General features: G+C 45.9%; 20 protein-coding genes and 1 tRNA gene. 7 read left to right on the forward strand and 14 right to left on the reverse strand.

What is annotated here, in order from left to right:
- Positions 1 to 567 (reverse strand): aminodeoxychorismate/anthranilate synthase component II (locus tag GX419_03040; protein NLI23670.1); only part of this gene is annotated, 567 nt, incomplete at its 3' end.
- A 17-nt stretch (positions 568 to 584) separates the two neighbouring features.
- Positions 585 to 1,994, reverse strand: a complete 1,410-nt coding sequence (locus GX419_03045; GenBank protein NLI23671.1) for an anthranilate synthase component I family protein — start codon at positions 1,992 to 1,994, stop codon at positions 585 to 587.
- 290 nt (positions 1,995 to 2,284) lie between these two features.
- On the opposite strand from GX419_03045, the gene GX419_03050 reads away from it, so the two are divergent.
- The 3 genes from GX419_03050 (at position 2,285) to GX419_03060 (ending at position 6,954) form a co-directional block, all read left to right on the forward strand.
- Complete coding sequence (locus GX419_03050; protein NLI23672.1) at positions 2,285 to 3,121, forward strand: LytTR family transcriptional regulator; 837 nt, start codon at positions 2,285 to 2,287, stop codon at positions 3,119 to 3,121.
- Positions 3,122 to 3,349: 228 nt separating this feature from the next.
- Positions 3,350 to 4,456: a nitronate monooxygenase gene (locus GX419_03055; GenBank protein ID NLI23673.1), complete on the forward strand. Its 1,107-nt coding sequence runs from the start codon at positions 3,350 to 3,352 to the stop codon at positions 4,454 to 4,456.
- A gap of 212 nt (positions 4,457 to 4,668) precedes the next feature.
- Positions 4,669 to 6,954, forward strand: a complete 2,286-nt coding sequence (locus tag GX419_03060; GenBank protein NLI23674.1) for a glycoside hydrolase family 92 protein — start codon at positions 4,669 to 4,671, stop codon at positions 6,952 to 6,954.
- Positions 6,955 to 6,957: 3 nt separating this feature from the next.
- Here the strand turns inward: GX419_03060 and clpX are convergent, their stop codons facing one another.
- From clpX to GX419_03080, 4 genes are all read right to left on the reverse strand, one after another.
- On the reverse strand, positions 6,958 to 8,181 hold the full coding sequence (gene clpX / locus GX419_03065) for an ATP-dependent Clp protease ATP-binding subunit ClpX (protein ID NLI23675.1): 1,224 nt from the start codon (positions 8,179 to 8,181) through the stop codon (positions 6,958 to 6,960).
- Between the two features lie 11 nt (positions 8,182 to 8,192).
- Positions 8,193 to 8,879: an ATP-dependent Clp endopeptidase proteolytic subunit ClpP gene (clpP, locus tag GX419_03070; protein ID NLI23676.1), complete on the reverse strand. Its 687-nt coding sequence runs from the start codon at positions 8,877 to 8,879 to the stop codon at positions 8,193 to 8,195.
- A 1-nt stretch (position 8,880) separates the two neighbouring features.
- Complete coding sequence (gene tig, locus GX419_03075; protein NLI23677.1) at positions 8,881 to 10,239, reverse strand: trigger factor; 1,359 nt, start codon at positions 10,237 to 10,239, stop codon at positions 8,881 to 8,883.
- 142 nt (positions 10,240 to 10,381) lie between these two features.
- Positions 10,382 to 10,463, reverse strand: a tRNA-Leu gene (locus tag GX419_03080).
- 168 nt (positions 10,464 to 10,631) lie between these two features.
- Here GX419_03080 and GX419_03085 point away from each other — a divergent pair.
- On the forward strand, positions 10,632 to 10,877 hold the full coding sequence (locus GX419_03085) for a hypothetical protein (GenBank protein ID NLI23678.1): 246 nt from the start codon (positions 10,632 to 10,634) through the stop codon (positions 10,875 to 10,877).
- 210 nt (positions 10,878 to 11,087) lie between these two features.
- Positions 11,088 to 11,951 carry a gluconolaconase gene (locus GX419_03090; protein ID NLI23679.1) on the forward strand — a complete coding sequence of 288 codons (864 nt, stop codon included), beginning with the start codon at positions 11,088 to 11,090 and terminating at the stop codon, positions 11,949 to 11,951.
- Between the two features lie 43 nt (positions 11,952 to 11,994).
- Here the strand turns inward: GX419_03090 and lptB are convergent, their stop codons facing one another.
- From lptB to tatC, 3 genes are all read right to left on the reverse strand, one after another.
- Positions 11,995 to 12,717 carry an LPS export ABC transporter ATP-binding protein gene (gene lptB / locus GX419_03095; GenBank protein ID NLI23680.1) on the reverse strand — a complete coding sequence of 241 codons (723 nt, stop codon included), beginning with the start codon at positions 12,715 to 12,717 and terminating at the stop codon, positions 11,995 to 11,997.
- Between the two features lie 2 nt (positions 12,718 to 12,719).
- Positions 12,720 to 15,188, reverse strand: coding sequence for a carboxypeptidase-like regulatory domain-containing protein (locus GX419_03100; GenBank protein NLI23681.1), 2,469 nt, complete (start codon positions 15,186 to 15,188; stop codon positions 12,720 to 12,722).
- Positions 15,189 to 15,262: 74 nt separating this feature from the next.
- Complete coding sequence (gene tatC, locus GX419_03105) at positions 15,263 to 16,045, reverse strand: twin-arginine translocase subunit TatC (GenBank protein ID NLI23682.1); 783 nt, start codon at positions 16,043 to 16,045, stop codon at positions 15,263 to 15,265.
- Between the two features lie 521 nt (positions 16,046 to 16,566).
- Here tatC and recQ point away from each other — a divergent pair.
- On the forward strand, positions 16,567 to 18,756 hold the full coding sequence (gene recQ / locus GX419_03110) for a DNA helicase RecQ (protein ID NLI23683.1): 2,190 nt from the start codon (positions 16,567 to 16,569) through the stop codon (positions 18,754 to 18,756).
- A gap of 157 nt (positions 18,757 to 18,913) precedes the next feature.
- Here recQ and GX419_03115 read toward each other — a convergent pair whose 3' ends face one another.
- The 5 genes from GX419_03115 to GX419_03135 are packed head-to-tail and all read right to left on the reverse strand — an operon-like array spanning position 18,914 to position 26,540.
- Positions 18,914 to 20,101: an ABC transporter permease gene (locus GX419_03115; GenBank protein ID NLI23684.1), complete on the reverse strand. Its 1,188-nt coding sequence runs from the start codon at positions 20,099 to 20,101 to the stop codon at positions 18,914 to 18,916.
- Between the two features lie 37 nt (positions 20,102 to 20,138).
- Positions 20,139 to 21,281: a glycosyltransferase gene (locus GX419_03120; GenBank protein ID NLI23685.1), complete on the reverse strand. Its 1,143-nt coding sequence runs from the start codon at positions 21,279 to 21,281 to the stop codon at positions 20,139 to 20,141.
- A 2-nt stretch (positions 21,282 to 21,283) separates the two neighbouring features.
- Positions 21,284 to 24,493 (reverse strand): PAS domain S-box protein, encoded by a 3,210-nt coding sequence (locus GX419_03125; protein ID NLI23686.1) that lies wholly within the window; start codon positions 24,491 to 24,493, stop codon positions 21,284 to 21,286.
- 21 nt (positions 24,494 to 24,514) lie between these two features.
- Positions 24,515 to 25,924 carry a Na+ dependent nucleoside transporter gene (locus GX419_03130; protein NLI23687.1) on the reverse strand — a complete coding sequence of 470 codons (1,410 nt, stop codon included), beginning with the start codon at positions 25,922 to 25,924 and terminating at the stop codon, positions 24,515 to 24,517.
- Between the two features lies 1 nt (position 25,925).
- Positions 25,926 to 26,540: a bifunctional nuclease family protein gene (locus GX419_03135; protein ID NLI23688.1), complete on the reverse strand. Its 615-nt coding sequence runs from the start codon at positions 26,538 to 26,540 to the stop codon at positions 25,926 to 25,928.
- A 199-nt stretch (positions 26,541 to 26,739) separates the two neighbouring features.
- On the opposite strand from GX419_03135, the gene rplU reads away from it, so the two are divergent.
- Positions 26,740 to 26,927 (forward strand): 50S ribosomal protein L21 (gene rplU, locus GX419_03140; GenBank protein NLI23689.1); only part of this gene is annotated, 188 nt, incomplete at its 3' end.

The raw sequence follows: 26,927 nt of genomic DNA on the forward strand, positions 1-26,927 counted from the left end.
ACTCAGCCAGTTTTGTATGATTTTCTCACCCAGGGGGGTGAGCACTGACTCCGGATGAAACTGAACACCGCGTACGTCATATTCATGGTGGGAGAGAGCCATGATTTCGTTCTGATCGTCGATAGCTGTAATTTCGAGGCACTCCGGCAGGTTTTCCCGGCTAACAATCCATGAATGGTAACGTCCTGCCTGAAAAAGTTCCGGGAGATCCTTAAAGAGCGGGTCTTCCCTTTTTACCACGTGGATGCTGGTTGCCACACCATGGAATACTCTGGAAAGGTTCTGGAGTCTGCTGCCGAATACTTCGGCTATGGCTTGTAAACCAAGGCAGACGCCAAGGATGCTTTTTGTCGGTGCGTATTCTTTTATGAGAAGCTTCATGATACCTGCCTCATCGGGGATGCCCGGACCGGGAGAGAGAAGAATCTTGTCGTATGCATCAACTTTTTCCAGCGATATTGCGTCGTTGCGATATACGTCAACCTTCTGCCCGGTAATTTTCTGGACAGCATGCACCAGATTGTAGGTAAAGGAGTCGTAATTGTCAAGAATCATTATACGTTTCATGTCCAAAACTTTTTTGTTCATAATCCGATCTCGCCTGCCATAAGCACAGCACTTTTAAGCGCTGCCAGTTTGTTGTTTACTTCCTGAAGTTCTTTTTGTTCTACCGAGGCAGCCACGATTCCGGCCCCTGCCTGATAAAAAAGCCTGTTGGCTTTACTCAGGAAGGAACGGATCATGATGGCATGGGTTACATCGCCGTTAAAACCGAAATATCCTATACAACCGCCGTAGTATCCCCTGTTTTTCTGTTCGTATTTCCGGATCAGTTCCATGGCTTTATATTTTGGTGCTCCTGAAAGGGTGCCGGCAGGAAAGGAGTCGGTAAGTACTTTTACCCGGTTGGTCTCGGGTAGTATTTTACCGGAGACTTTTGAAACCATATGAATGACGTGGGAATAAAACTGAATTTCGCGATAGGTTTCAACTTTAACGTCGGTGGCATTGCGGCTCAGATCATTGCGGGCCAGATCCACCAGCATAATGTGTTCGGCATTTTCTTTTGGGTCGTTGCTAAGCCGGCGGGCCAGTTCTTTGTCGGCTTCATCGTCGCCGGTGCGCCTGAATGTTCCGGCAATGGGATGGATATAGGCTGTGTTGTTTCTTATTTCAAGCTGCGCCTCGGGTGAAGATCCGAAAATACGGTAATTGCCGAAATCGAAATAGTACAGGTAAGGAGAAGGATTAATGGAACGAAGTGCCCGATAAACATTGAAATCGTCACCAAAATACGATTGGGAAAATTGCCGCGAAAGAACAATCTGAAATACGTCGCCGCGGAAGCAATGTTCCTTGCCCTTTGTCACCAGTTCCATATACTGACTGTCGGTGAGGTTCGATGTCTCTTTTTTGTCGGGCCGGAAAGGGTATGTGGCGAAGTTTCTGCTCTGAAGCAACGATTCCAGCACAGGAAGCTGGCTTTCCTCCCCGTCAAACAGGTTCTCAATCAGGTACAGGGCATTCTGAAAATGATTGATGGCAATGATGTATTTATAGAAACTGTAAGAGACCTCAGGGATCGCATCGGGGGCGTCACCGGTATCAGGAAAGGAAATGGTCTCCGCATACCTTACGGCATCATAGGCCAGATAGCCGAACAATCCGTTTGCCGGCGTTTCATGGGTGTTTGGCTGAAACAAGAGCCGGAAACTTTCCAGAAGTTCGGGAAGTTGTCCGCCTGAAATTGGCAGAGTCTCTGAGGATCCGTCGGGATAGCCAATCTGAACCTTTCCGTTTTTTGCTTCGAAGGTTGAAAGAGGCTTTAGGCAGATGAACGAATAGCTTCCTTTGCTGCCATGAAAATCGGAACTTTCGAGCAGGACCGCTCCGGGGTAAATGTCCCGTAGTTTAAGGTACAATCCGACCGGGGTGATGGTGTCGGCCAGGATCTTCTTTTGTACCACATTGAAATAAAACCGTTTCACACGCATTGATTTTACAGGTTTTTACAACAAAAAAGGCCCGCCGTGATTCGGCAGGCCTTATATCGTTTACGAACAGGAATGGCTTACCAGCCTCACGGAAACCGGGAGTCACTGATCCACCACCACCATGTTCTATTTGTCATCATTTTTTAATACTACATGTAGTGCAAAAAAAAGAATTTTTTACGGAATAAAAAAATGCAGGGCAATATTTTTTAATTTCACATGTTTTTTCAATGCTGCTCAACATGGTTCACCGGCGAAAACGCCTCATAAGGTTAATATAAGGTATTCTCATGCTTCGCTTTTTAAAAAAATCGTACCCTTTCAATGAAGACCTGAAACATAATGCCAAGGTCATTTTCTTTATCAGTGTGGGCGTTCTTGCTTTTATTCTTGTATTTCAGCCCATTGAAATTTACTCTCATCCCAGGAAACTGGTATTTCTTATTGCAGGTTTTTTTCTTTCCACTTTTGTTACCCTTGCCATAAACCTGCTGGTACTGCCAAGTTTGTTTCCACGGCTTTTCCGGAGCGAGAAATGGAATGTGGGAAAGGAAATTCTGTGGGATATATGGCTGCTGCTCAATGTTTCGTTTGCTGATTTTCTGATTTATACACGATTGTTTGAGATCATGAATCTTCATTTTTCCGATGTCGGGAAGATTCTTCTTATTGCCTGCCTGCCAGTAGCAGTATTGATAGTCATCAACCAGGAACGTCTTTTGCGGACGCACCTTAAAAGCGCTCTGCAAATGAACGAGCGGTTGATGAAGTCAAGAAATCTGAAGGAAACACTGATCCATCTGGAATCAGAATATAAGACTGACAGCATTTCCATCACTGCAGATGCCCTGGTCCTTATCAGGTCGGCCGACAATTACATTGAAGTGTACTACCGGAGCAACGGCAATGTTAAAAAGCAAATGGTGAGAAGTTCCCTGAAAAAGGCCGAAGAAACTCTGCGTGATTTCGATTTCATATTCAAATGCCACCGTTCCTATATTATCAATATCAACCACATAAAGGAGGTGCGCGGAGATTCGCAGGGATATACCTTGTTTTTTGACCAGATCGATTTTCCGGTTCCGGTATCCCAGAATTATATCGAAGAATTTAAAAAGCTGATTTAGCCTGTTCACCTGCTTCCGCAGGCCGGTGTGGTGGTTGAGATATTTATTCTTCTATTTGTCAGAGTTTTATGGGATTTTTTGTCCTTTTTTGACATGAAACCGCGGTTTTTTTCGTCCCTGCTATAGCCCTTTTCATCCCTAAAAACTATCGTTCTTCCCTGTTTTGGCAACTCAGAGCAGGTAAGGACTACTTTTACTGCTGAATTTTAATTTATGGAGAAGAGTATTATGAAATCATTGAATATTGGGAACCTTCATGTTCCTCTGCCGATCGTTCAGGGAGGAATGGGCGTAGGTGTATCGTTATCAGGGCTGGCTTCAGCTGTTGCCAGCGAAGGAGGCATTGGAGTCATATCGGCAGTGGGTATCGGCATGACCGAGCCCGATTACCGGAAAAACTTCAAGGAAGCAAACAAAACCGCCTTGCGAAAGGAAATCAGGAAAGCCCGGGCAAAAACAAACGGAGTTCTGGGGGTTAATATAATGTATGCCGTCACCGATTATGACGATTTGCTGAAAGTAGCTCTGGAAGAAGAGATAGACGTTGTGATTACAGGAGCCGGCTTACTGCTGAAACTGCCTTCCAATATTGACGGTTCTGTGCTCGAAACCCGCAGAACCAAATTTATTCCCAAGGTATCTTCAGGGAGGGCTGCCAGAATCATTTTTCATTCCTGGTCAGAAAGGTACAACCGGGTGCCGGATGCCGTTGTTGTGGAAGGGCCTATGGCCGGGGGGCATCTGGGCTTTTCACGGCAGGAACTCGACCAGCCGCAAAAAGATCTGGCTTCGCTGGTAAAGGAAACCCTGCCGGAACTGCTTCCTTATGAACAGAAGTACGGAATGGAAATTCCCGTTATTGCAGGTGGGGGAATTTATGACGGAAGAGATATGTACGAAATTTTGGAGGCCGGAGCAAGCGCAGTAAAAATAGGAACCCGCTTTGTTACCACGGTAGAATGTGATGTAGCCGAATCCTTCAAACAGAATTACATTAACAGCACACCTGACGACATCGTCATAATTAACAGTCCGGTTGGTTTACCCGGCAGGGTGATAATCAATGATTTTGTGCGGGCTGTCCAGGCCGGCGAAAGAAAACCGGTTAAATGTTCCTGGAAATGTTTGAAAACCTGTGATTTCAAAAAAGTGCCCTACTGCATTGCCGAAGCATTGTTTAATGCCGCCCGGGGCAATTTTGACGAAGGATTTTCCTTTGCCGGTTCCAAAGCATGGAAGGCAACAGAAATTCTTACGGTACATGAAACCATCAACCGGCTGAGGTCAGAATACTCGCTTGCGGAATTAAGCAAAGAAGCTGTTTTTGCTGTCTGAAAGAATACCCGTTCAGATACGAACTTTCTTGTTTTTATAACCTGAAGCGCTTTGCACTGTTGTTTAAACTGTTGAACGGTTAATCTTTAAGCTTCAGTTATTCAAAAAATCAGGGAAATTTTCATGAATCAGTGAATTGAATATCCATTGATTCTGAATTTCCTTTATTTTTGAAATCTCATTGCGATATTTCACAACAAAAACAATATACTATGAGGTTTTCAGGAATAACTGCATTTACAGTTCTTGCTATGGTATTTGCTTCATCATGCCAGAAAACAGAGGAAAATGGGAAGCTTATAAACTTTGTTGATCCATTTATCGGAACCGGGGGCCATGGGCACACATTTCCCGGGGCAGCTCTTCCTTTTGGCATGGTTCAGCTTAGTCCCGATAACAATCATGAAGGCTGGGACTGGTGTTCCGGATACCATTATTCCTGGGACACAATTGCCGGCTTCAGCCATACCCATATCAGTGGTACCGGTGTTCCGGATCTTATGGACATCAGGATTCTGCCAGTAGATATACCGCAAGCGGAAAAAGGAACATTCACGGCACTGCCGGCCAACAGGCAATATGCCTTGTTTACCCATGCCGATGAGAAAGCGGTGCCCGGATACTATTCGGTGATGCTGAAAAACGGAATCCATGCTGAACTGACGGCAACAAAACGAACCGGAATGCACCGCTATACATTTACACAGGGTATGGTTCCGGCCGTTATTCTTGACCTGGGGTCACTGGTCAGCTGGGACAGGGTAAAAGGCTCGGCAGTCAAAAAGGAAGGAAGCGATGTCCTTTCGGGGTACAGATTTTCTGCCGGCTGGGCAAACAATCAGAAAGTGTTTTTCCGGATGCAGTCTTCCCTTCCTTTGGCGGATATATGGCTTGTCGGGCCGGATGGAACTCTCAGCCCTTTTTCCGGCGAAGCCATTTCCGATTCAAACCAGCCGGCACTTAAGATCCTGGTCACTTTCCGTCCTGAAGGGAACAAGCCATTGCTGATAAAGACCGGAATCTCATCAGTCAGTACTGAAGGGGCGGGGAACAACCTTGTTACAGAAAATCCCGGCTGGGACTTTGACGGAATTCGCAGGGCAGCAGAAATTGCCTGGGAAGAAGCCCTGGGGAGCATCCGTATAACTTCATCCGACACATCGGTTTTGCGTACATTTTACACAGCCCTGTATCATGCATTTATTCAGCCTAACGTTTACAGCGATGTTACAGGTGAATACCGTACGGCAAGCGATGAAATAAAGAAAGACGACAAAAACGAGATGTACTATACCTTCTCGTTATGGGATACATTCCGGGGCTGGCATCCTCTGATGACCATTATTGCGCCCGATAAGGTGCGGGCTTTTGTAAAAGCTATGATGGCCCATTACCATGACTTCGGCGTGCTTCCAAAATGGTCGTTATGGGGAAATGAGACATGGTGCATGATTGCTTATCATTCGGTACCGGTGCTTGTGGATGCATGGAAGAAAGGGCTGATTGATACTTCCCTGCAGGAAGAGGTTTATAAAGCCATACGTCAGGTTGCCATGGGAGAAGGACCCAGAAGGAATCTGGAAGGACTGGATCTTTACATACAGCACGGTTACCTTCCCGCTGACGGAAATCCAGACCGGCAAAGCAAGGAAGATTTCGATGAGTCAGTTTCGAAAACACTTGAGTGGGCCTATGACGATTGGTGTATAGCACAAATGGCCAAAGGGCTGGGGAAGGAAGAAGACTATGCCATTTTTACGAAACGTGCTGAAGCATACAAACTTCTGGCTGATCCGACTACCCGGCTCATGCGGCCCCGCAATGCAGACGGAAGCTGGGCAGTGCCTTTCCGTCCAGAAGTGGCTCAGCATGGCAACGGCTACACCGAAGGGAATGCCTGGCAATATTCATGGTTTGTTCCGCACGATATTACCGGACTGATGGAATTTATGGGAGGGAAGGAACGTTTTTCCGAGCGGCTCGATACCCTGTTTGATGTGCTGAAAGCGGAAGATATTCATTTTCCTGATGTTACAGGCCTGATCGGCCAGTATGCCCATGGTAATGAACCCAGCCATCATGTGGCTTATTTGTACAACTATGCCGGAAAACCATGGAAAACGCAGGAAAGGGTTCGTCATATCCTGAAAACCATGTATACTGACAGGCCGGATGGTTTATCAGGGAACGAGGATTGCGGACAAATGTCGGCCTGGTATATACTGAGCGCCATTGGTTTTTATCCTGTCAATCCGTGCGGAGGGGTATACATGCTGGGTTCTCCCCTGGTTGAAAGAGCCGAAATTCCCTTGCCCGGAGGGAAAAAGTTTACGATCAGTGTAATGAATCAGTCCCCTGAAAATATCTACATCCAGTCGGTTGCTCTGAACGGAAAACCCTACAACAAATGCTTTATTGAGCATGCAACGATAATGCAGGGAGGAAAGATGGAGATCGTACTGGGAAAGAGTCCCAACCCAGGCTGGGGACAGGAATAGGGATCAGGCTGCTCTCAGCCGCTTCAAGTTGGCCTTATTGAGCTTGGCACGCGCGTAATCGAGCGTAACAGTGAGTTCCTTCTGGTCTCTGGAGGGATAGTCGAACATGAAATCGATCATGATGGCTTCGACGATCGAGCGGAGTCCCCGCGCTCCCAGGCGGAATTCAACAGCTTTATCTACAATGAAATCGAGTACTTCCTCATCAAAGGAAAGGTCAATTTTGTCGATTTTGAAGAGTTTCTGATACTGTTTGATAATGGCATTTTTGGGTTCCGTAAGGATTTTGCGCAAGGTGGCCCTGTCGAGCGGATGGAGGTAGGTGAGCACAGGAAGGCGGCCGATCAGTTCGGGGATCAGACCATAGGCACGAAGATCCTGGGGTGCGATGTACTGGAGAAGATTATCCCGTTCAACTCTTTCTGTTTCCATAGCGGCATTAAATCCTACCACCTGGGTATTAAGGCGCTGGGCGATTTTCCGTTCGATGCCTTCAAATGCTCCTCCGCAGATGAAGAGGATATTCCGGGTATCAACCTGAATCATTTTCTGTTCGGGGTGCTTGCGGCCGCCCTGGGGAGGCACATTTACAATGGAACCTTCCAGTAGTTTAAGAAGTCCCTGCTGCACTCCTTCGCCCGAAACATCGCGCGTAATGGATGGGTTGTCGCCTTTCCGGGCAATCTTGTCAATTTCATCAATAAAAACGATGCCTTTCTGGGCCGCTTCTACGTTATAATCGGCTACCTGAAGCAGGCGGGTAAGGATGCTTTCAATATCTTCGCCCACATAACCGGCTTCGGTGAAAACGGTGGCATCAACGATGGTGAAAGGAACGTGCAGCATGCGGGCAATGGTACGGGCCAGAAGCGTTTTCCCGGTTCCGGTTTCCCCCACCAGAAGGATATTGGATTTTTCAATTTCCACATCATCATCCTTCGGGTTCTGGGGTTGGAACATCAATCGTTTGTAATGGTTGTATACGGCAACGGAAAGGAATTTCTTGGCCTCATCCTGGCCCACCACATACTGATCGAGAAAGTTTTTGATTTCGGCCGGTTTCATGATTTTGAGCTTATGGATGTCAAAATCATTGCGGGTACGCGATTCCTCCATGACGATCTCGTAGGCCTGCTCCACGCAGCTGTCACAGATGTACCCCGAGATACCCGCTATCAGGAGGCGGGTATCCTTTTTTTCCCGTCCGCAGAATGAACACCGGTCCATACGTCAGAATTTTATTTTTTCTTTTTTTCCCGAACCAGCACTTCGTCGATCATACCGTATTCTTTTGCCTCATCAGCTGTCATCCAGAAATCGCGGTCAGCATCCTTCTCCACCTTTTCCACATCCTTTCCTGTGTGAAGGGCAAGGATTTCGTAGAGTTCTTTTTTGATTTTTCTGATTTCGTTGGCAGCAATTTCAATATCGGAAGCCTGTCCCTGTGCTCCGCCCATAGGCTGGTGAATAAGGATACGGCTGTGCTTCAGGGCTGAACGTTTTCCCTTGGTTCCGGCTGCCAGCAGAATAGCGCCCATGGAAGCAGCCATTCCGGTGCAAATAGTAGCTACGTCGGCTGCGATCCACTGCATGGTGTCATAAATCCCCAGACCGGCATAAACTGACCCGCCGGGGGTGTTGAAATAAATCTGAATGTCCTTTGTGGGATCCGCCGAATCAAGGTAGAGCAGCTGGGCCTCAATAATGTTCGAAACATAATCGTCAATGGGCAATCCCAGGAAGATGATCCTGTCCATCATCAGACGGGAAAATACATCCATGGTGGCTATGTTCAACTGCCGTTCCTCAATAATGGTAGGTGAAATGTAATTGCTGTAAACCGACAGATACTGGTGCATCGCTAAACTGCTGATACCGCGGTGCTTTACGGCATATTTTTCAAAATCATCTTTTAGTGTAGGCATATTATTTCTTTTCAAAAAGTTTCTTGAATCCTTCTACATCAATTTCTTTGTCTTCTATTTTGGCATTGTTCTTAATCCATCCGTAAATTCTTTCTTCCAGAACCTGCCTTTCCATACGGTTACGTTCTTCTTCCCTGGCAAGCAAGTCGCTGGCAAGGCTTTCAACATACTGATCAGGTACGTTGGCTAACCCATAGCGAAGATACTGATTTCTTGCAAGATTTTTTGCCTGTTCCTTAATTTCTTCTTCCGTAACCGTGAAGTTGTTGTCCCTGGCAATTTTGTTAACAATGAGTTGCCATTTAAGATCGTTCAGGAAGTGATCAAAATCCTTCTCGATTTCTTCGCGGCTGATTTTCCCCTCATTTGTTTCAAACATCCAGCGTTTCAGGAAATCTTCCGGCAGGGGAATCTGGGTCTTACTGATGAGGGTTTCTCTTGCATCCATGGTGAAGCGGTATTCTGCTTCCCCTTCGAGGCTTTTTTCCAGGTCTTCCTTAACCTTCTGCCGGAATTCTTCTTCGCCGGAAACCGTTCCTTCGCCAAAGACCTGATCAAAAAACTGCTGGTCAAGCGGAGCAGGATCGTACTGTTTGATTTCTGTAACGGTGAACAAAAATGTATTTCCAATACCGGGAAGCTGTTTCGGGTCAACTCCCAGCATGCCAGCTCTGTCGGAATCTTTTGGAAAAGCTTTGCTGGCGTCAAACAGTATCTGATCGCCCTGTTTTTTCCCTATGAACAGGTTCCTGATTTCCTGGTCATCAATCCGGTCAACTGAAAGGATTGTGCCCTCGTTTTTGTGGCCTCCCTCGATTATCTGCCCGTTTTCATCGGCTTCAGCGATGTTTCCCCTTACCATAGAGCTTTCGCCGATTTCGGGAACATCATTGAAACGGCCGTAATGTTTTTTAAGTTCTTCAATCCGTTCTTCGATCATCTTTTCCTCAACGGTAATCTTATAATAGGGGATTTTGACTTTTGAAAGAACGGGCAGGTCGAATTCGGGACTTAATCCAAGGTCGAAGGAAAATTCAAATGACTCCTGTTTTTCGAAATCGATTGTTTTTTCTTCATCCTTATGCGGGAGGGGATCTCCCAGGATCCGCAGGTTTTCATTCCGCAGGTATTCTATCAGCGAATTGCTCACCAGCTTGTTGATTTCCTCCACCTTCACCGGCGTATAATAAAGCCTGTTAATGAGGCCCATAGGAACATGGCCGGGACGGAATCCGTCAATCCGGGCTTTTTTCCGGTAATCCTTCAGTACTTCCTGAACTTTCGGTTCATAATCCTCTTTGGTAATCTCAACCGTTACGATGGCATTCAGTGCGTCTTTGTTTTCTTTTCTGATGTTCATCTGTCAAATAATTGTTAATATTCTGTCTTTTCGTTCTGTTCCAGCGAAGGAGTAACTGCACGTTAATCCTATCATGCTCCTTTCGTTTTCCTTTTCAGCCCGGCCGGCCATGTTATTTCTGTTTTGCAGGGCCTTTCATTTGTGCGGATGAAGGGACTCGAACCCCCACGCCCGAAGGCACAAGATCCTAAGTCTTGCGCGGCTACCAATTACGCCACATCCGCATAAACCGGGGTGCAAAGTTACTGCTTTTTTTTCTTATTTAGACGTTCTTGATAAAACCACCAAAACAATGTGTTGGGGGATATTTGAAATCCATCAGTGGCTTTTTCATGCTTCTTTCGTAAACAACCCTGGTTGATTTGTGAAGATAAAATTCGGCTCCGCTTAAGATGTATCCTGCCAAAAATTATGTAGGTTTCACCATCAAGGAAGCCTTCAAGGTAGAAGCCAATGCAGTGGTAACTTACGAAGTGGCGATTGAAAAAGGCGCCATGAAACACACTCTTGTATTTGATAAGGATGGTAAGTTTCTGAAACAGCAGGCTGCTCAGGCTGGTGTTCCCGCTAAGAAAGAAGCTCCTAAGAAAGAAGCTCCTAAGAAAGAAGCTACCCAGAAAGCACCTGTTAAAAAGTAGGGGTCGGTTAATAATGCTGGGGGTGAAAGGGGCATGTTGCTAAAGCATATGCCCCTTCTTTTTTGGTACAATGCCCGGAGAAATCCTGTTTTTCTGATTCCTGAAACCTCTAAGGATTGGAAGGTTTCAGGAACTTTCAATTTTCATACCAGAAAGGAAACAAATTCATGAAAAAATTGTTATATTTCTGGACACCAAAACACTACATACATGAAACCTAAAGAAAGATTTTCATTTTCCGGAATGTTTTTCCTCTCCGTACTTTTCATTTCTGGTGCCTGTTCGCAAAGGGCATACATTAGTCCCGACCTCACAAAGCTTTGGGAAACTCCGGCGGTGCTGAAAACCCCTGAATCGGTTCTGTATGATTATCAAAGGGATGTTATTTACGTTTCCAATGTAAACGGAAACCCTTCGGAAAAGGATGGTAACGGTTTTATTTCGCGGCTGAGGTCCGATGGGACTATTGATAGTCTGCAATGGATTACCGGCTTGAATGCGCCTAAAGGAATGGGGCTGGTGGACAGCTTGCTGTATGTTTCTGACATTGATGAAATTGTTGAAATGGATGTCAAATCGGGAAAGATACTGAACAGGTACCCTGTGCCCGGGTCGAAATTTCTCAATGATATTGCCTGTGATGAAGGGGCAAGAGTATTCGTGTCGGATATGCAGGACAAGAAGATCTATGTTTTGGTTGACGGCAAGGTAAGCCTCTGGCTTTCAGATTCTAAACTTGATGGCGTCAACGGACTTCTGGCCTGGGAGGAAGATGTGTACGCCGGCGTGAACAATGCCGTTTTGCGCATTGCAGATGATGGCCGGACAGTTGAAGAGTGGATTCATGAAACCGGAGGAATTGACGGGCTTGTTGCCGACGGGAAGGGGAATTTTATTTTTTCTGACTGGACCGGGCATGTTTATAAAGCTTCTCCGCACGGTAAACCGGTCAAACTGCTTGATACTACCCCTGTAAAAATGAATGCGGCCGATATTGATTTCATACTGGACAGGAACATTTTACTGGTACCAACATTCTTTGACAACAGGGTAGTGGCGTATACGATAAAATGATACCATTTGCCAGGGAAGGTAAGTTCGCGGTTCTTTTGGATTTTTATCTCAGTTCAAAGTTTTTTCCGAGATAGACATTTCGCACCTGTTCATCATTGGCCAGTTCTTCTGAGGTGCCCGATTTCAGGATCGACCCTTCGAAAAGAAGATAAGCACGGTCGGTGATAGAGAGGGTTTCGTGCACATTGTGGTCGGTTATAAGGATACCGATGTTTCTGTCTTTCAGGTGCGATACAATACCCTGGATGTCTTCCACGGCTATTGGATCTACGCCGGCGAACGGCTCGTCGAGGAGAATGAATTTCGGGTCGAGTGCCAGGGCACGGGCTATTTCCGTCCGGCGGCGTTCTCCTCCGGAGAGCTGGATACCAAGGCTTTTTCTGATGCGGGTAAGTCCGAATTCGCGAAGCAGTGATTCAATGCGTTGTTCCTGAATATCCTTAGGAATTTTCGACATTTCCAGTACCGCACGCAGGTTGTCTTCCACACTCATCTTACGGAATACTGAGGCTTCCTGTGAAAGGTATCCGATTCCCCGCTGTGCCCTTTTGTACATGGGCTCCAGACTGATGTCAATATCGTCAAGGAATATTTTTCCTTCGTTAGGTACTATCAGACCAACAATCATGTAAAAAGTAGTGGTTTTGCCGGCACCGTTGGGGCCGAGGAGTCCCACAATTTCACCCTGTTTCACTTCAACGGAAACCCGGTTTACCACCACGCGCTGGCGGTATTTTTTTACCAGATTGTCAGTTCGTAATGTCATTTTCAAAGTATAATCTGTAATCCAAACCGGATTCCAAAGGGTTGTATTCCCGGATGGTTCAGGTAGGAAAGACGCCACACAGCATCAATCCGGAACACCTTCAGAATATTTTCAATGCCTGCCCCGGCTTCGTAATACCCTTTTTCCACACTTTCCATACCGGCAGGAAGTACCAGGGACTGGTTTTCCGGATTGTTCAGCTGACCCCACAACGCCCTGAAAGTAACCACTTCCCTGAGTTTGGCTTCCCTCAGCAAAGGAATCCTGTTAAAAAAGTACCCGTCAAAATGATGATCTGCAAAGATACCAATATACCTGTTACTGGCAAACTCGTAATAGTTCATCAGGTTAAAAGCCATGTAATCGTAGGCATAGGTTTCGTTTCCTTTGTGAATTTCCAGTAAAGGGAAAGGGACATTGCCATACACGGAACCGGCATCAATCATGTATTCGGTATAACCGAACGGTGCGAGTTCGAGTGTTTGGGTAATATTCAGATTCCACCTGAAATAACCGTAGCGGCTTCCGCTAACTCCCGGAATGCCAAGGGTAGTGTTCAGGTTAACGACAGGATAATTGGTTCCCAGGCTGGTTCGTTCAAATTCTCCCATCAGGTATTTTTCTTTCCAGGCAAACCGTGTATTGAGTGTAAGTTCAAAAGTTGTAATGCTGGGAACCGGATGCATGAATCCTTCGGAATACGAAGAAAAAGGAACATATTCCGTTGAGTATAACGTGCGGTGCGTTGCGGTGAGGGTATTGGAACAACCATGAAACCATTCCCTTTCAAACCATAGTTTGATCTCTTCGGTCCGTGTAAGCTTGTCATTGGGTTTTCTGCGGAGAAGTGATGTGACAAAATTGTCTTCCAGAAAAGCATTCTGGCTTTGCCCGAGTTGTTCAATATCTTTTTTGTACGATATTCCGGTAGCGATTCTGGGGTTTTTATCGAAAAGATACAGGGCGCCGCCTCCGTATTTCCACTGTTTATCGCGGGTTCCGTAAGCCAGGTAACCATCGAGCATAAGCTTTGTGCTGAATGCATTGCTGGTACGTCCCCCGAAACGTAAACGGTTTCCTTCAAGAGGATTGAATGAATAAAACCGGTAATACGGTCCGATTTCAACAGGCCCTTTTACATAATAATAGGTATAGAACATCTGGATGAGACCGGCCACACTCCGGTAAAGCGGTATTTTCTGAACCGAATCGACCATTGAATAAATACCGGCTTCTTTTTCCGTTAGTTTTTCCGGACGGTTAACCTGCCAGAATGTTTCATCCTGTTCAAGGCTTCCCTGGGCCAGTGTAATATCACTGGGTTCGTTCATCAGTTTTTCCGGGAGAATAGTATCAACGGCTATTTTTCTGAAGAAGGAGGTTTTTTGGCCGATAAATCCGGTCATTTTGTCAGTAAGGGTAAATTCGGCGTAAAAATCTTCCCGCACAGGAAACCAGAGAGAATCGCTGAGCGGGGTATATTCCCTGCGCAATGCGATATTCTCAACATAGTTTATGTTGGCCTTTTCACTGCTCTGCATCTCATATTTACATACAGCCCAGGATGAATCAGCAACCCACACCGATCCGGTGAAGGTTCTTTCCTGTTTTCTGCGGGGTTCAAAATCAATCCGGTATGCGGTGTGCCCGTGAAATAAAACTGTATCGGTGATATAATACCGGTAATAGCGTTGGCCGAATTCAGCCAGAGGGCTTATCCATCCTGTTTCAAAAAGAAAGACGATATTGTCGTATATGGAATAATTCTGGTACATTTTCCCCGTTAACTGGCTTACGCTTTCGTTTTTGGTACCGGAAATACGGGAAGCCTTAATCACCTCGAGCTCTTTTTTTGGCCTGCTCCGGTAGTAATTGTCCGAAACTGTTTCGGAAAGCAGTAAAGGAAGATAGGTTTTTCCGCTTCCCGGAAGGGTGTCAATATTGTCGAAGATAAAATCAAAGCCTTTCAGTGCTTTCCTTCGGGCCAGCAGTTCAGGATTGGTGAGGTCGATGCGGGTTTTGTGGTACGCCTCGTAATACCAGGTACGGAACCTGCTCAGATCGTTTCTGCTGCGGTTTGCCCTTACCTTCCTGAGAAGGATATGGGCAGGATTTTCGCCCGGTTTTACAACTACTTCATCCAGCAGAATTTCCTCCGGTTTCAGGGCAACATTTATTTCCTGCGTGCGGAAGGGAGTTACGGCCAATGCAATGGGCTGATAACCCATACACGTAACAAGGATGCTATCAACAGAATGTTTCGTCTCAAGGCGGTAAGAGCCATCTTCCAGTGAGATGGTACCAACGGGAAGACTTTTTGCTGCAACATTCACATAGGGTAAGGGCTCTCCTGAGGAAGCATCCGTCACTTTTCCGTAAATAACTGTAAGTTGCTGGGCGGATGCATGCATTGATATTGCTGCTATCCCTGAAAAGACAAGGTTATAATGATGGAATTGCTTGATTTTCATTAAAATCTTCCTTGTTATTGCCTTGTTCATCTTGTTCCATCAAATAATGAATAACCGACAAAAAGGCAAAAAGTTTATTTCCGGGACTCCTTCCGCACAATTCGTGCCGAAATTAAAATACTGATTTCATAAAGCAGTATTAACGGCAGGCTAACCAGAATCTGACTGAAGATATCAGGAGGTGTAATGATGGCAGCGAGAATCAGAATCAGCACAATTGCGTGCTTACGGTACTTTCGCAAAAAGCCGGGACCAACCAGGCCAATTTTGGTAAGGAAATAAATAATTACAGGCAATTCGAATACAATGCCGCAACCAAGGGTAATGGTAGCAGAAGAAACGATGTAATTGTTCAGGTCAAAAAAGTTTTCAACTTGTGTGCTGACTATATAGGAACTAAAGAACTGGGTAGAAAGAGGAAGAAGGATAAAATACCCAAAGGCAACCCCGAGGAGAAAAAGGAACGATGTGTAAAACACGGCACCGCGAGCATATTTCCTTTCTTTCGGATACAGGGCCGGAGCAATGAAATTCCAGAACTGATAAAGCACATAGGGTAATGCCAGAATAATGCCTGCAATAAAAGAAACAACGATATGGGTCGAAAACTGCCCGGCCATGCGGGTGTTTATCAGCCTGAGGTTATGCTGATTGATGCAGAGATCCTGTATATGCACCCGCTGTCCCAGCTCGCAGAGAAGCCGGTTGGTAATGAACCATGGCTCCTTGGGGGCAAGAATAATTTTGTCAAAGAGAATCCCTTTGAAGACAAAGGCAACAATAGCCATCAGAACAATTGCCATAACCGCACGGACAAGATGCCATCTGAGTTCCTCCAGATGCTCCAGAAAGGTCATCTCATGATTTTCCTTCTTTGCCATTCCGTTTCATTTTTTCAAAGTTACAAAGGTATGTTTTTTTTGCTTCCTGCATTCGGGGCTGAATTTATGCAGAACTGTCCGTATCCGAGAAGTCAGGGAACCTGAAAGTGATCTTTAACCCGAATTGTGCATCCGGAAGGCAATGTGCCAATACCGGCGAATGAGTCTGAATGTCAGGATTTTGCTTAGCGCAACAAAATTGAAAGGAAAGAGGGCTGTAAGGCGTATACTGCATTGCAGATGCATAACTCAAACTGAAATGTAAGAGCGAATTCAGCCTTCCAGTTGAAAATTCAAATGCCCATATGAATAACTATTCAGATTATCAATGTGATAATCAGGTTTGTGCATACAATTGTACAAAGTTTTGTTAAATTAGGTTAATTTCGTGCGCTTTTTTACATTTTTTGACTAACTTTAATATTCTTAAAACATTTAAATTCTATAAAAACATTTAACAGGTTTAACAGTAACCACCAGGTTGTGAGGTAATAAAAATGACAGACTATTCGAAAGTTTCACTCCAGGAGCTTTTAAAGAAATATTTTGGATTTGACAGTTTCAAGGGAAATCAGGAAGCGATCATCCGTAATGTGCTGGCAGGGAAAGACACATTTGTTCTGATGCCCACGGGAGGCGGCAAGTCGCTCTGTTATCAGCTTCCTTCATTGATTTTACCGGGGACGGCGATTGTGATTTCTCCCCTCATAGCCCTGATGAAAAATCAGGTAGATGCCATGCGGAGTTTCAGCAACGAAGATGGCATAGCCCATTTTCTGAATTCCTCTCTTACAAAGAAGGAAATAGCCGATGTAAAGCAGGATATTCTTGACGGGAAAACGCGGCTTCTGTATGTGGCTCCTGAATCACTGACCAAGGAAGAGAACATCCAGTTTCTTCGTCAGGTAAAGGTATCATTCTATGCTATTGATGAAGCCCACTGTATTTCGGAATGGGGGCACGATTTCAGGCCGGAATACCGCCGGATTCGTCCGATTATTAATGAAATCGGAGAGGCACCGCTGATTGCCCTGACGGCCACAGCTACTCCCAAAGTACAGCATGATATCCAGAAAAACCTGGGTATGCTGGATGCAACAGTGTTTAAATCTTCCTTTAACCGGCCGAACCTGTATTATGAGGTACGTCCCAAAGTCCACGCCACAAGGGAAATTATTAAAATTCTTAAGAACAACCCCCGGAAATCGGCTATTGTTTATTGCCTTAGCCGGAAAAAAGTGGAAGAAATGGCTGAGGCACTTCAAATTAATGGTATCAAGGCACTTCCTTACCATGCCGGAATGGATTCGGCCACGCGTACCCAGAATCAGGATAGTTTTCTGAGGGAGGATGTGGATGTAATTGTTGCTACCATCGCCTTTGGAATGGGAATCGATAAACCTGACGTGCGTTTTGTCATTCATTATGACATACCGAAGAGCCTGGAGGGGTATTACCAGGAAACCGGCCGGGCCGGCCGTGACGGAGGCGAAGGGAATTGCATTACCTTTTACAAATACGAGGATATTCTGAAGCTGGAAAAATTCATGCAGGGAAAACCTGTTGCCGAACAGGAAATCGGAAAACAGCTTTTGCATGAAACGGTTGCTTATGCGGAATCCTCCGTTTGCCGCCGGAAGCTTCTTCTCAACTATTTCGGTGAAGAATACCCGGAAGATAACTGCCACAATTGCGATAACTGCCTGCATCCGAAAGAACAGTTCGAAGGGCAGGAATATGTGACCACCGTGCTGGAATGCATCCAGGAAGTGAAGGAAAAATTCAAGGGAGAACATATTGCCAATATTCTTTCAGGCAATATGAATGCCGCCATCAAATCGTACCGCCATCATGAACTCGAAAGTTTTGGCGCGGGAAGCGAGGAAGATCCCAAATTCTGGAATGCCGTTATCCGGCAGATGCTGATTGGTAATCTGTTGCAGAAGGATATCGAAAATTATGGTACCCTGAAAATTACAGATGAGGGGAGGAAATTTCTGGAGAATCCGACTTCTTTCATGATTACTCGTGACCATGACTACCAGACCGAGGGAGAGGCTGATCTGCTTGACGAAGCTGAACGCACAAGCACCCTTGACAATGAATTGTTCAATATTCTGAAGGACCTGCGCAAAAAAATAGCCAAGCAGAGGAATATTCCTCCTTTTGTCATTTTCCAGGACCCCTCACTCCAGGACATGGCTACACAATATCCGGTATCGCTTGAGGAACTGCAGAATATTACAGGGGTTGGTGCCGGTAAAGCCCAGCGCTTCGGGAAGGAGTTTGTGGATATCATTAAAAAATACGTTGAAGAAAAAGAAATCATCCGCCCCCAGGATATGGTGGTGAAATCGGTGGTAAATAAATCGGGGCTGAAAGTTTATATTATTCAGAGCATCGACCGGAAGATGTCGCTGGAGGATATAGCCGCCGCGAAAAACCTCGAAATGGAAGATCTGCTCAGGGAAATAGAATCCATAGTCTACAGTGGCACAAGGCTGAATATCGACTATTATATCAATGAAGTAATGGACGAGGATCATATCCAGGAGGTATATGATTATTTTCGTGAAGCCGAAACGGAGTCGGTTGAGGATGCTTTGAGGGAACTTGGTGAGGATGAATATACCCCGGAAGAGATCCGCCTGGTGCGTATCAAGTTCCTTTCTGAAATGGGCAATTAATCTCACAATCCCTGATATATACAATTCTTTCCCGGGATGTCCTAAAACGAAGTTTTGCAACATCCTCCGGAATAATTGCCTTTTCAATTCAGCGAAAGCCGAATTTTCCAGGCTGGCAGGCAGTGAAAGCGGCTATCGGTCTTCGGAGTTATGCAGACTAAACTGTCTTTATATCAAAGGCATCGCGCAATGCATTCCCTGCCAGGGTAAAGGAAAGAACAAGAATCATGATGGCAATGCCGGGAATCATGGCCAGATAAGCCTGATGAATGAGAATATATCCGTAATGTTCTCTTATCATGCTTCCCCAGCTTGGTACGGGTGGTTGTACTCCAAGACCAAGAAAACTCAGGCCAGCCTCCATCAATATGGCCGATGCAAAATTGGATGCGCTGATAATGATAACAGGGCCTGCCAGGTTAGGAAGGATTTGGCGGAACAGAATGCCAAAATCGCTCAATCCGATGGCTTTTGCCGCCATAACATACTCTTTTTCGCGCAGGGAGAGCACTTGCCCGCGCACAACACGGGCTACTTCAACCCACATGGTGAGGCCGACAGCTATAAAAACCTGCCAGAATCCCTTGCCCAGGACAAAAGTTATGGCAATGACCATCAGAAGGGTTGGCACGCTCCATACCACCTGAATAAGCCAGAGCACCAGCCGGTCAGGCCAGCCACTGTAATATCCGGCAATACTTCCCAGCAGAAGGCCAAGCAACAGGGAAATAGAAACGGCAATGAATCCAACGGAGAAAGACATGCGGGCACCAAGAATCATGCGGCTTAGAAGATCACGGCCAAACCTGTCAGTACCCAGCAGATACTTTCTTTCCTCTATGGATCCGGAAATTACCTTTTTCTGCAGTTCAGAAACAGAAGCTTTCATTCGTTTGCCGTCGCCTGCAATCCAGCTGATGCTGTCTCCCTGTTCCATGCAAACCGAATCAGGCCGGATATGATAGAGGATATCAGGAAGAAGAAAGGTTTCGGTAAGAGCCACAGTGTCTTCGCCCTGGTCAAAAAGGACCGCCACAACATGCGCCCTGTCGAACCGGATCTGTTTAACCGGAATTGAACGGTATGCGGGTTCCGATCCGTTTATCAGCTTGTCAATCAGGCTTTGATGGGGAAGATTAACATTACGGCGCACCCGCAACATCGTAACCCTGAATCCCGGTTTCATTGCCGCCAGTTCGAGATGCTGTTCGTTGGCATAGGGAGAGTCATCGGGAATAATCAGATATCCTGCCAGGGCAATAAGTCCGATCAGAACAATGCAAACCAATCCTGCCATTCCCTGCCAGTTGCCGGCAAAACGCTCATATACCCGGTTTTGCTTCATTGGATAAGCCTTGTTACCACTTATTGTTTGATGAGTTTCATCGGTAAACTCTTCCTTTCCATGAATAGGGTCTTCCGGCCATAATTGCCAGAACCAGCGTGTAAAAAGGATATACCAGTGCAAAAAGTGGATAATACCACAGAAGCGCAGTTTGTTTGAAGTACCTTGCCGAAGGAATTATGATCAGCAAATCAGCCAATGCTTTCAGAAAAAAGAAATTAATGAATGACCCGCGTAATACCGGATTAAAGAAGGATCCAATAAAAAAAAATAGGAGGGAAAGATTAATAAAACCAATGAATTTCATCGCTTTGCGTGACGTTTTATCCGTATAGTTCTTCCCTTTGGAAAGCCAGCGGATTCGCTGATTCATAAAATCGCTCAGGCGTGCCTGGGGAAAAGTTGTTACGATGCCTCTCGGGTTTTTGCTGAAGGCTGTATGTACCTGTTTCTTATTCTTGGCATAATGTACCAGCCATGTGTCATCGCCTGTCGCAATATTACGGCCCTCTTCCTGCAGATAGTCTGAAAAAAGGGACCGCGGGAACAGCATACTGGCACCGTTGGCCATAACCGGATTATGCTGATTTGCGTAAGCGGCGGTTACGGTTTGCAAAGCACAGGATTCCAGTGCCTGAAATTTTGTCAAAACACTTTTCCCCGCTTCTGTCTTTACTGATCCAAGAACCAGGGAGTCCCTGTTCCGGACAATACATTCCGTCATCGATATGAGCCATCCCACGGGAACCAGACAGTCGGCATCAGTAGTTGCTATAAATTCTGACGAAACATGCGCTATGGCTTCAGCCAGAGCCGCATGCTTGCCTTCTTTATCAGCAGGCAGAGGAATATAATGTAACCGGTAATCGGTTTCTGCTGCTTTCCTTGCAATTTCGGGGGAGTGGTCTGTGGAATGGTCATCGAGGAGGAGAATTTCCATAAGATGCCGCGGGTATTCCTGTTCTGTGAGGCCTTGAATAAGCTTTCCCAGATGGTTTTCTTCGTTCCTGAAGCAGACGACCACCGAAACCTCCGGAAGATCGGAACGGGAAAAGGCATTATGGGGAGATACCTTGTCCCATCCTCTCACTACCCGGAATGAAAAAATCAGATACCGGAAACTCAGGTAAAGGGATACGAAGAACAGGGTCAGCAAAAATGCTTTGACGATTAAGGTCATATCTATTTGGTATTCAGATACTTTTTCAACAGGCTGATCAGTTTTTCCTGCTGAATGGGTTTGGAAATATAATCATTACAGCCGGCATCAAGGCATTTCTGCCGGTCATCATCGAAAGCATTGGCACTCTGGGCTATTACGGGAATGTGGGGGAATTCGGCCTTAATCTGGCGGGTAGCATCATAACCGTTCATTTCAGGTAGCTGAATGTCCATCAGCACCAGGGCGATTTCGGGATGTTCTCTGAGTAGCTGGAAGCCTTCGGAGGCTCTGGCTACTGTTAGTGGCGTGATTCCATGTTTTCGTAAAACCGTGTCCAGGTATTTGGCGCTGAATTTATCATCTTCGACAATAAGAACCGTTGTGTTGTTCCATTTTTCAGCCATTGGATGCACTGTTTTTTGTTCTTCCTTAAGAATACTGGTTTTTTCAATCGGCAGGATCAGAGTAAATACAGATCCTGCTCCCGGTTGGGATTTCAGGGTCAACGTGCCTCCCAGCAGGTCAGCCAGTCCTTTTGATATGGCAAGGCCCAGGCCGGATCCTCCGAAGCGCCGGGTAGTAGAAGGGTCGGCCTGTACAAACCGTTCAAAAATTACTTTTTGTTTCTCAGGCTGGATTCCGATTCCGGTATCACGCACATAAAAGTGCAGGTTGTTGTTCTTTTTCCGGTATCCGAGCACAATTTCCCCTTCATCGGTAAATTTGATGGCATTTGACAGGAGATTTTGCAGGATCTGTTTCAGTCGCACAGGATCCGTCTGAATCAGCAGGTCGGCGCATTCAGAATCCTCTTCCATTCTGAAAACAACTCCGGATTTTTCTTTTCTCACAGCATCTGTAACAATTCCGTTGAAGGTCTCATTAGCCAGTGCCTGTATTTCAACAGGTTCGGGACAGATGGTGAGCTGGCCGGCTTCAATGCGCGAAATATCGATAATATCGTTTATCAGGCTGAGCAAAAGCTTTCCGTTTGAATTGATGGCCGCAATATACTCTGCCTGTTCTTCCTTCGAAACACCCGGCATGGAGAGCAACTGGGTGAAGCCCAGAATACCGTTCATGGGAGTCCGGATTTCATGCGACATGTTGGCCAGAAACGCTGATTTGAGCTTGTCAGATTCTTCCGCTTTTTCTTTTGCTTTGATCAGTTCAATTTCAACCTGCCGGCGATGCAGTGCAATGCCTGCCTGAAGAATAAATGTTTCAACAATCTGCCGGATTTCGGTAATATTGTTTGAAGGTACCAGAAGGGCAACACTGCCAAGAAATTTATCGTGATGTATAATGGGAATACCATATACAATCCTCTCGCCTATGATTTTCTCAAATGCATCCGTTTTTTCTTTCGGGAAAAGGTTAAACATCACTTCGGCAAGGCCTCCGGGAAGATGATGAAGCCGTTTGGAATACCTTTCCATCGAAGCAATAATCCCTGGATTCAATTGAATCTGGAAACCCAACGGATCGTGACCGAACATCCGTCTGAAATCTTCCTGATATTGCTCAAATCCTGCGGCACTTTGAATGGTAAGAATACCGGTTTCGTCACAGTACGACGAAATGGTTATGATACTGCCGGGAATCATCTGATGAAGAACCCGGACAGTATATTGATAGATTTCTTTTTCATCCGGCAGGCTGAGAAGCTCAAAAGCAGAATCACTTAAAAGCGACTGCAGTTCAAGGTATCTTTTTTCTTTCTCCTCGGCAATCTTTCGTTCTGTAATATCACGCACGTTCATCACTATCCCGCCGATGTTATCATTCAACAGGTGATTGGAAAAAATGGCCTCCACGTAAATGGTATTTCCTTGTTTCCCGAGGATTCTGAATTCGGTGCTTATGGGGCTGGCCGGTTTTTCAACAATAGTATTTACCGCTGTTTTAAACAGTTCCCTGTCGGCAGATACTACATATTCTATGAAAGGTGTTTTCTGCAACTCATTCAGAGAATATCCTGTGATTCTCCTTTCGTCAGAGCTTTCGTAAATAACCGTTCCTTCCTTATCAAGTATAATAATTGTATCGGAGGAATAGCGCAACAAATTGCGGAACCATTCTTCCTTTTGCCGCAGTTGTAGCTCAAGCAATTTCTGTTCGGTAATATCAATGGCTATTCCGGTAACACCCAGGCAGTTGCCATTTTCATCGAAAACAGGAGTTTTATATACCTCAGTCCATTTGTCCATGCCATTCTTATGGCTTTTTTTCTCAAACCTCTGACGTCCTCCCTTGCAAATGGTTTCATTGTCAGTGAGTGTAAAATAAGAGGCTCTGGCGGGAAAAAGTTCTTTATCAGTTTTTCCGATGATTTCATTTGCCGGGATGCCCTTGTGGTCAACAAAAGCCTTATTAACCGCAACATATCTTCCTTCAGCATCTTTCAGCCAAACCATGTGCGGGATGTTATCCAGTATGGCGGAATGATGCGATTTCTGATCATGTATATATTCTTCGAGCTTTTTTCTGGCTGTTATGTCAGCAAAGATGTAGATTCTGACTTCGGAATCAAATTGTGGCAGAAGGATCTTTCTGACCCAGACCCAGGTGGTTTTTTCGTTGTTGAGTTTCAGGCGGCATGTGAATTCCTGGCTCTCTTTGTTTTCCAGAAAGGACGCAAGTCCGTTCAGGTCCCTTGCATCAACCCGCTGAAGCAGCAAACTTTTCAGTTCGTTCATTTCGTCACCTGAAATACCGAAAAACTCCCTGAAGGATTCATTGACAAAAACATACTTTTGCTGGTCTGCAATGGCAATGGGTTCTTCCATCTGTATTGCCAGATTCAGCAGGATATCGTTAACCGGCAGATTCCCGGCATTGTCAGAAACTGTTTTTTTGCGATGCGCAAGGATAACTGCTCCTGAAATTTTATGGTCATCTGAAAGAGGCAATACCGTAAGAAAAATTTCAGATGTTTTGTCATTGGCGGTGAGCCGGGTGGTCCGTGATTTTCCTTTCAGCATGGAGTGATGGAGCAGAAGAAGCTCGGGGCAGGAGGACAGAGGAAGGGTGTCGCCCGGGGAAATGACTTTGCTGAACAATAAGCCGGAAATTTCGTGCGATGATGTATTGGAACACACAACCCGGTTATTTTGGTCAATGAGCCATACAGCGCAATCGGTGTCGGACAGGATGGCATGATTTTTTATGGTATCATTAAAAAGGCCCGAAAGTGTGGCGGCGTCGTTCCTGTTTTGATGGTCATCCATAGGGCAGTGTCTTGTTGTTGATTATAGGATAAGTCCAATCATGGCTGCTGAAAGAAGAGAAGTAATAGTGCCGGCAATCATGGCCTTCAGTCCGAGCTGAGACAAAGGGATGCGCTGGGAAGGCGCAATGGTTCCAAGCCCTCCGATTTGAATGCCTACGGAGGCAAAGTTGGCAAATCCGCAGAGAAAGTAAGTAGCCATAACAATGGTTTTCTGCTCAAGAAAGGCGCCGGCTTCTTTAAGCCGCATCAGATCGAGATACCCGATAAATTCCGTCATGATGATTTTTTGTCCCAGAAGGCTGCCTGCCAGGGAAGCATCATGCGAATTGATTCCCATGAGCCACATGACAGGCTGAAAGATTTTACCGAGCAAAAACTGAAGGGAAAGATTTTCAAAAACACCTCCTGACGAGGCAGTAATCAGCTTGTTTAATCCGGTCCACTGGCCTGTTTTCAGAAGGACAAAGTTGATGAGGGCAATGAAAGCAACAAAAACGATGAGCATGGCCGCAACGCTGGCGGCAAGTTTAAGCCCATCCAGAGTGCCTTTGGCAATAGCGTCGAGCGGATTATTTGCTTCCCATACACTGGAAGCTTTGGTTGTTCCTGTGGCAGTGGGAGGAGCCGGAACCATAATGCGTGCAACCACTACGGCTCCCGGGGCAGCCATTACGGAGGCGGCGAGAAGATGTTTGGCAAAGAACAGCCGCATCACCGGATCCGTGCCGCCGAGAAACCCAATATAGGCTGCCATTACGCCGCCGGCAATGGTGGCCATTCCTGAGGTCATGACCAGAAAAAGAGCCGCTCTGTTCAGATTGTCCAGATAAGCCCGTATAAGCAAAGGGGCTTCATTTTGCCCCAGAAAAATGTTTCCGGCTACCGCCAGGCCTTCCTCTCCTGAAATGCGCATTGACCGCGAAAGAAGCCATCCAAGGAACTGAACAATTTTCTGGATGATGCCGAGGTGGAACAGCAGGCTCATAAGGGCTGCAAAGAAAATAATCGTTGGCAGCACCTGAAAGGCAAAGATAACGCCAAATTTCCCCTGGTCAGAGAGATTGCCGAAAACGAAACGGCTGCCTTCGGCTGAGAAATCAATAATTTTGATAAAAACTTTCCCGACGATTTCAAACAGCCATTGGACCGGAGGAAGATACAAAACAGCCAGGGCAATAAGAAACTGCAGTGCGAGGCCGGATACTACCAGTTTCCAGCGGACCTGTTTTTTATCGGACGACAGGAGCCAGCTCAGGAAAAGCAGGAGCAGGATGGCAGTAACGGTGCGGAGAACGATCCCGACCGTCAAGGCATTGTTTCCTGACGGAGAGACAAAGGCCGGCAGTGGGCTGGCAGCCTGAAGGGGCTGAAGGCTGAACAGTAGGAGTATGATGAGAAAAATAATAGAAATGCCCCTTGATCTGGTCATTTTATTTCTTTTTGCGACGGTTTATTTCGTCCCGAATCAGAGATGCCCTTTCGTAATTTTCATTTTTTATGGCTTCTTCAAGACTTTCCTGCAACTCTTCCAGGTTCATATCGCGAAATTCTTCACTTTGGGGGGTCGGCTTTTCCTGCGGTTCGTTCAGATAATCCTCTTCACTTTTTTCCTGTTCTTCCCCGGCCTCCTTATTGATGTCGAGTTTAATGCCGGCCCTGTTGATCACTTCTTCAGTTGTATAGATAGGACAATTGAACCGGAGGGCAAGGGCTACTGCATCGGAGGTGCGGGCATCCACCGTGATTTTTGTTTTTCCGTCGTCGCAAAGCAGGTGGGAATAAAATACCCCTTCTTCCAGCTTGTAAATGGTCACTTCCAGGATATTTATCCGGTAGGCAAGGGCGAAATTCATAAACAGGTCATGGGTAAGTGGTCGTGGCGGCTTGAGCCCTTCCAGCTGAATGGCTATTGACTGGGCTTCAATGGCGCCTATGATGATCGGAATACGCCTGTCCCCGTTTTCTTCAGCAAGCACCAGAGCATATGCTCCCGATTGCGTCTGACTGTATGAAATCCCCAAAACGTTTAACCGGATCCGTTTCATTCCCTCGTCATTGTCTATGCTGATGACAAATATAATTATAAATTTCTGTCAGCCGAATATAAATCAGGCATAACGAATTTTCCGGCGCGGTATCATCTGCCAGAACCTGCTTTTTGATCAGGAGAAAAACAATTTTTTTGCAGTTCATAATAACTTTACTATTTTTGCACTCCCAAGTTGAAAATCAAATTCTTGTGAAATGTACGCTATTGTTGATATTGCCGGCCAGCAGATGAAAGTGCAGAAGAACGGAAAACTGTTCGTGAACCGCCTCAAAGGTGAAGTAGGTTCCGAAGTTGAGTTTAACAAGGTTCTTCTTATTGAAAACGACGGAAAGGTCATAATTGGCAATCCGGTCATTGAAGGTGCTGTTGTTTCAGCCAGAAT

It is taken from the genome of Bacteroidales bacterium (assembly GCA_012517825.1).
Classification (GTDB): Bacteria; Bacteroidota; Bacteroidia; order Bacteroidales; family JAAYUG01; genus JAAYUG01.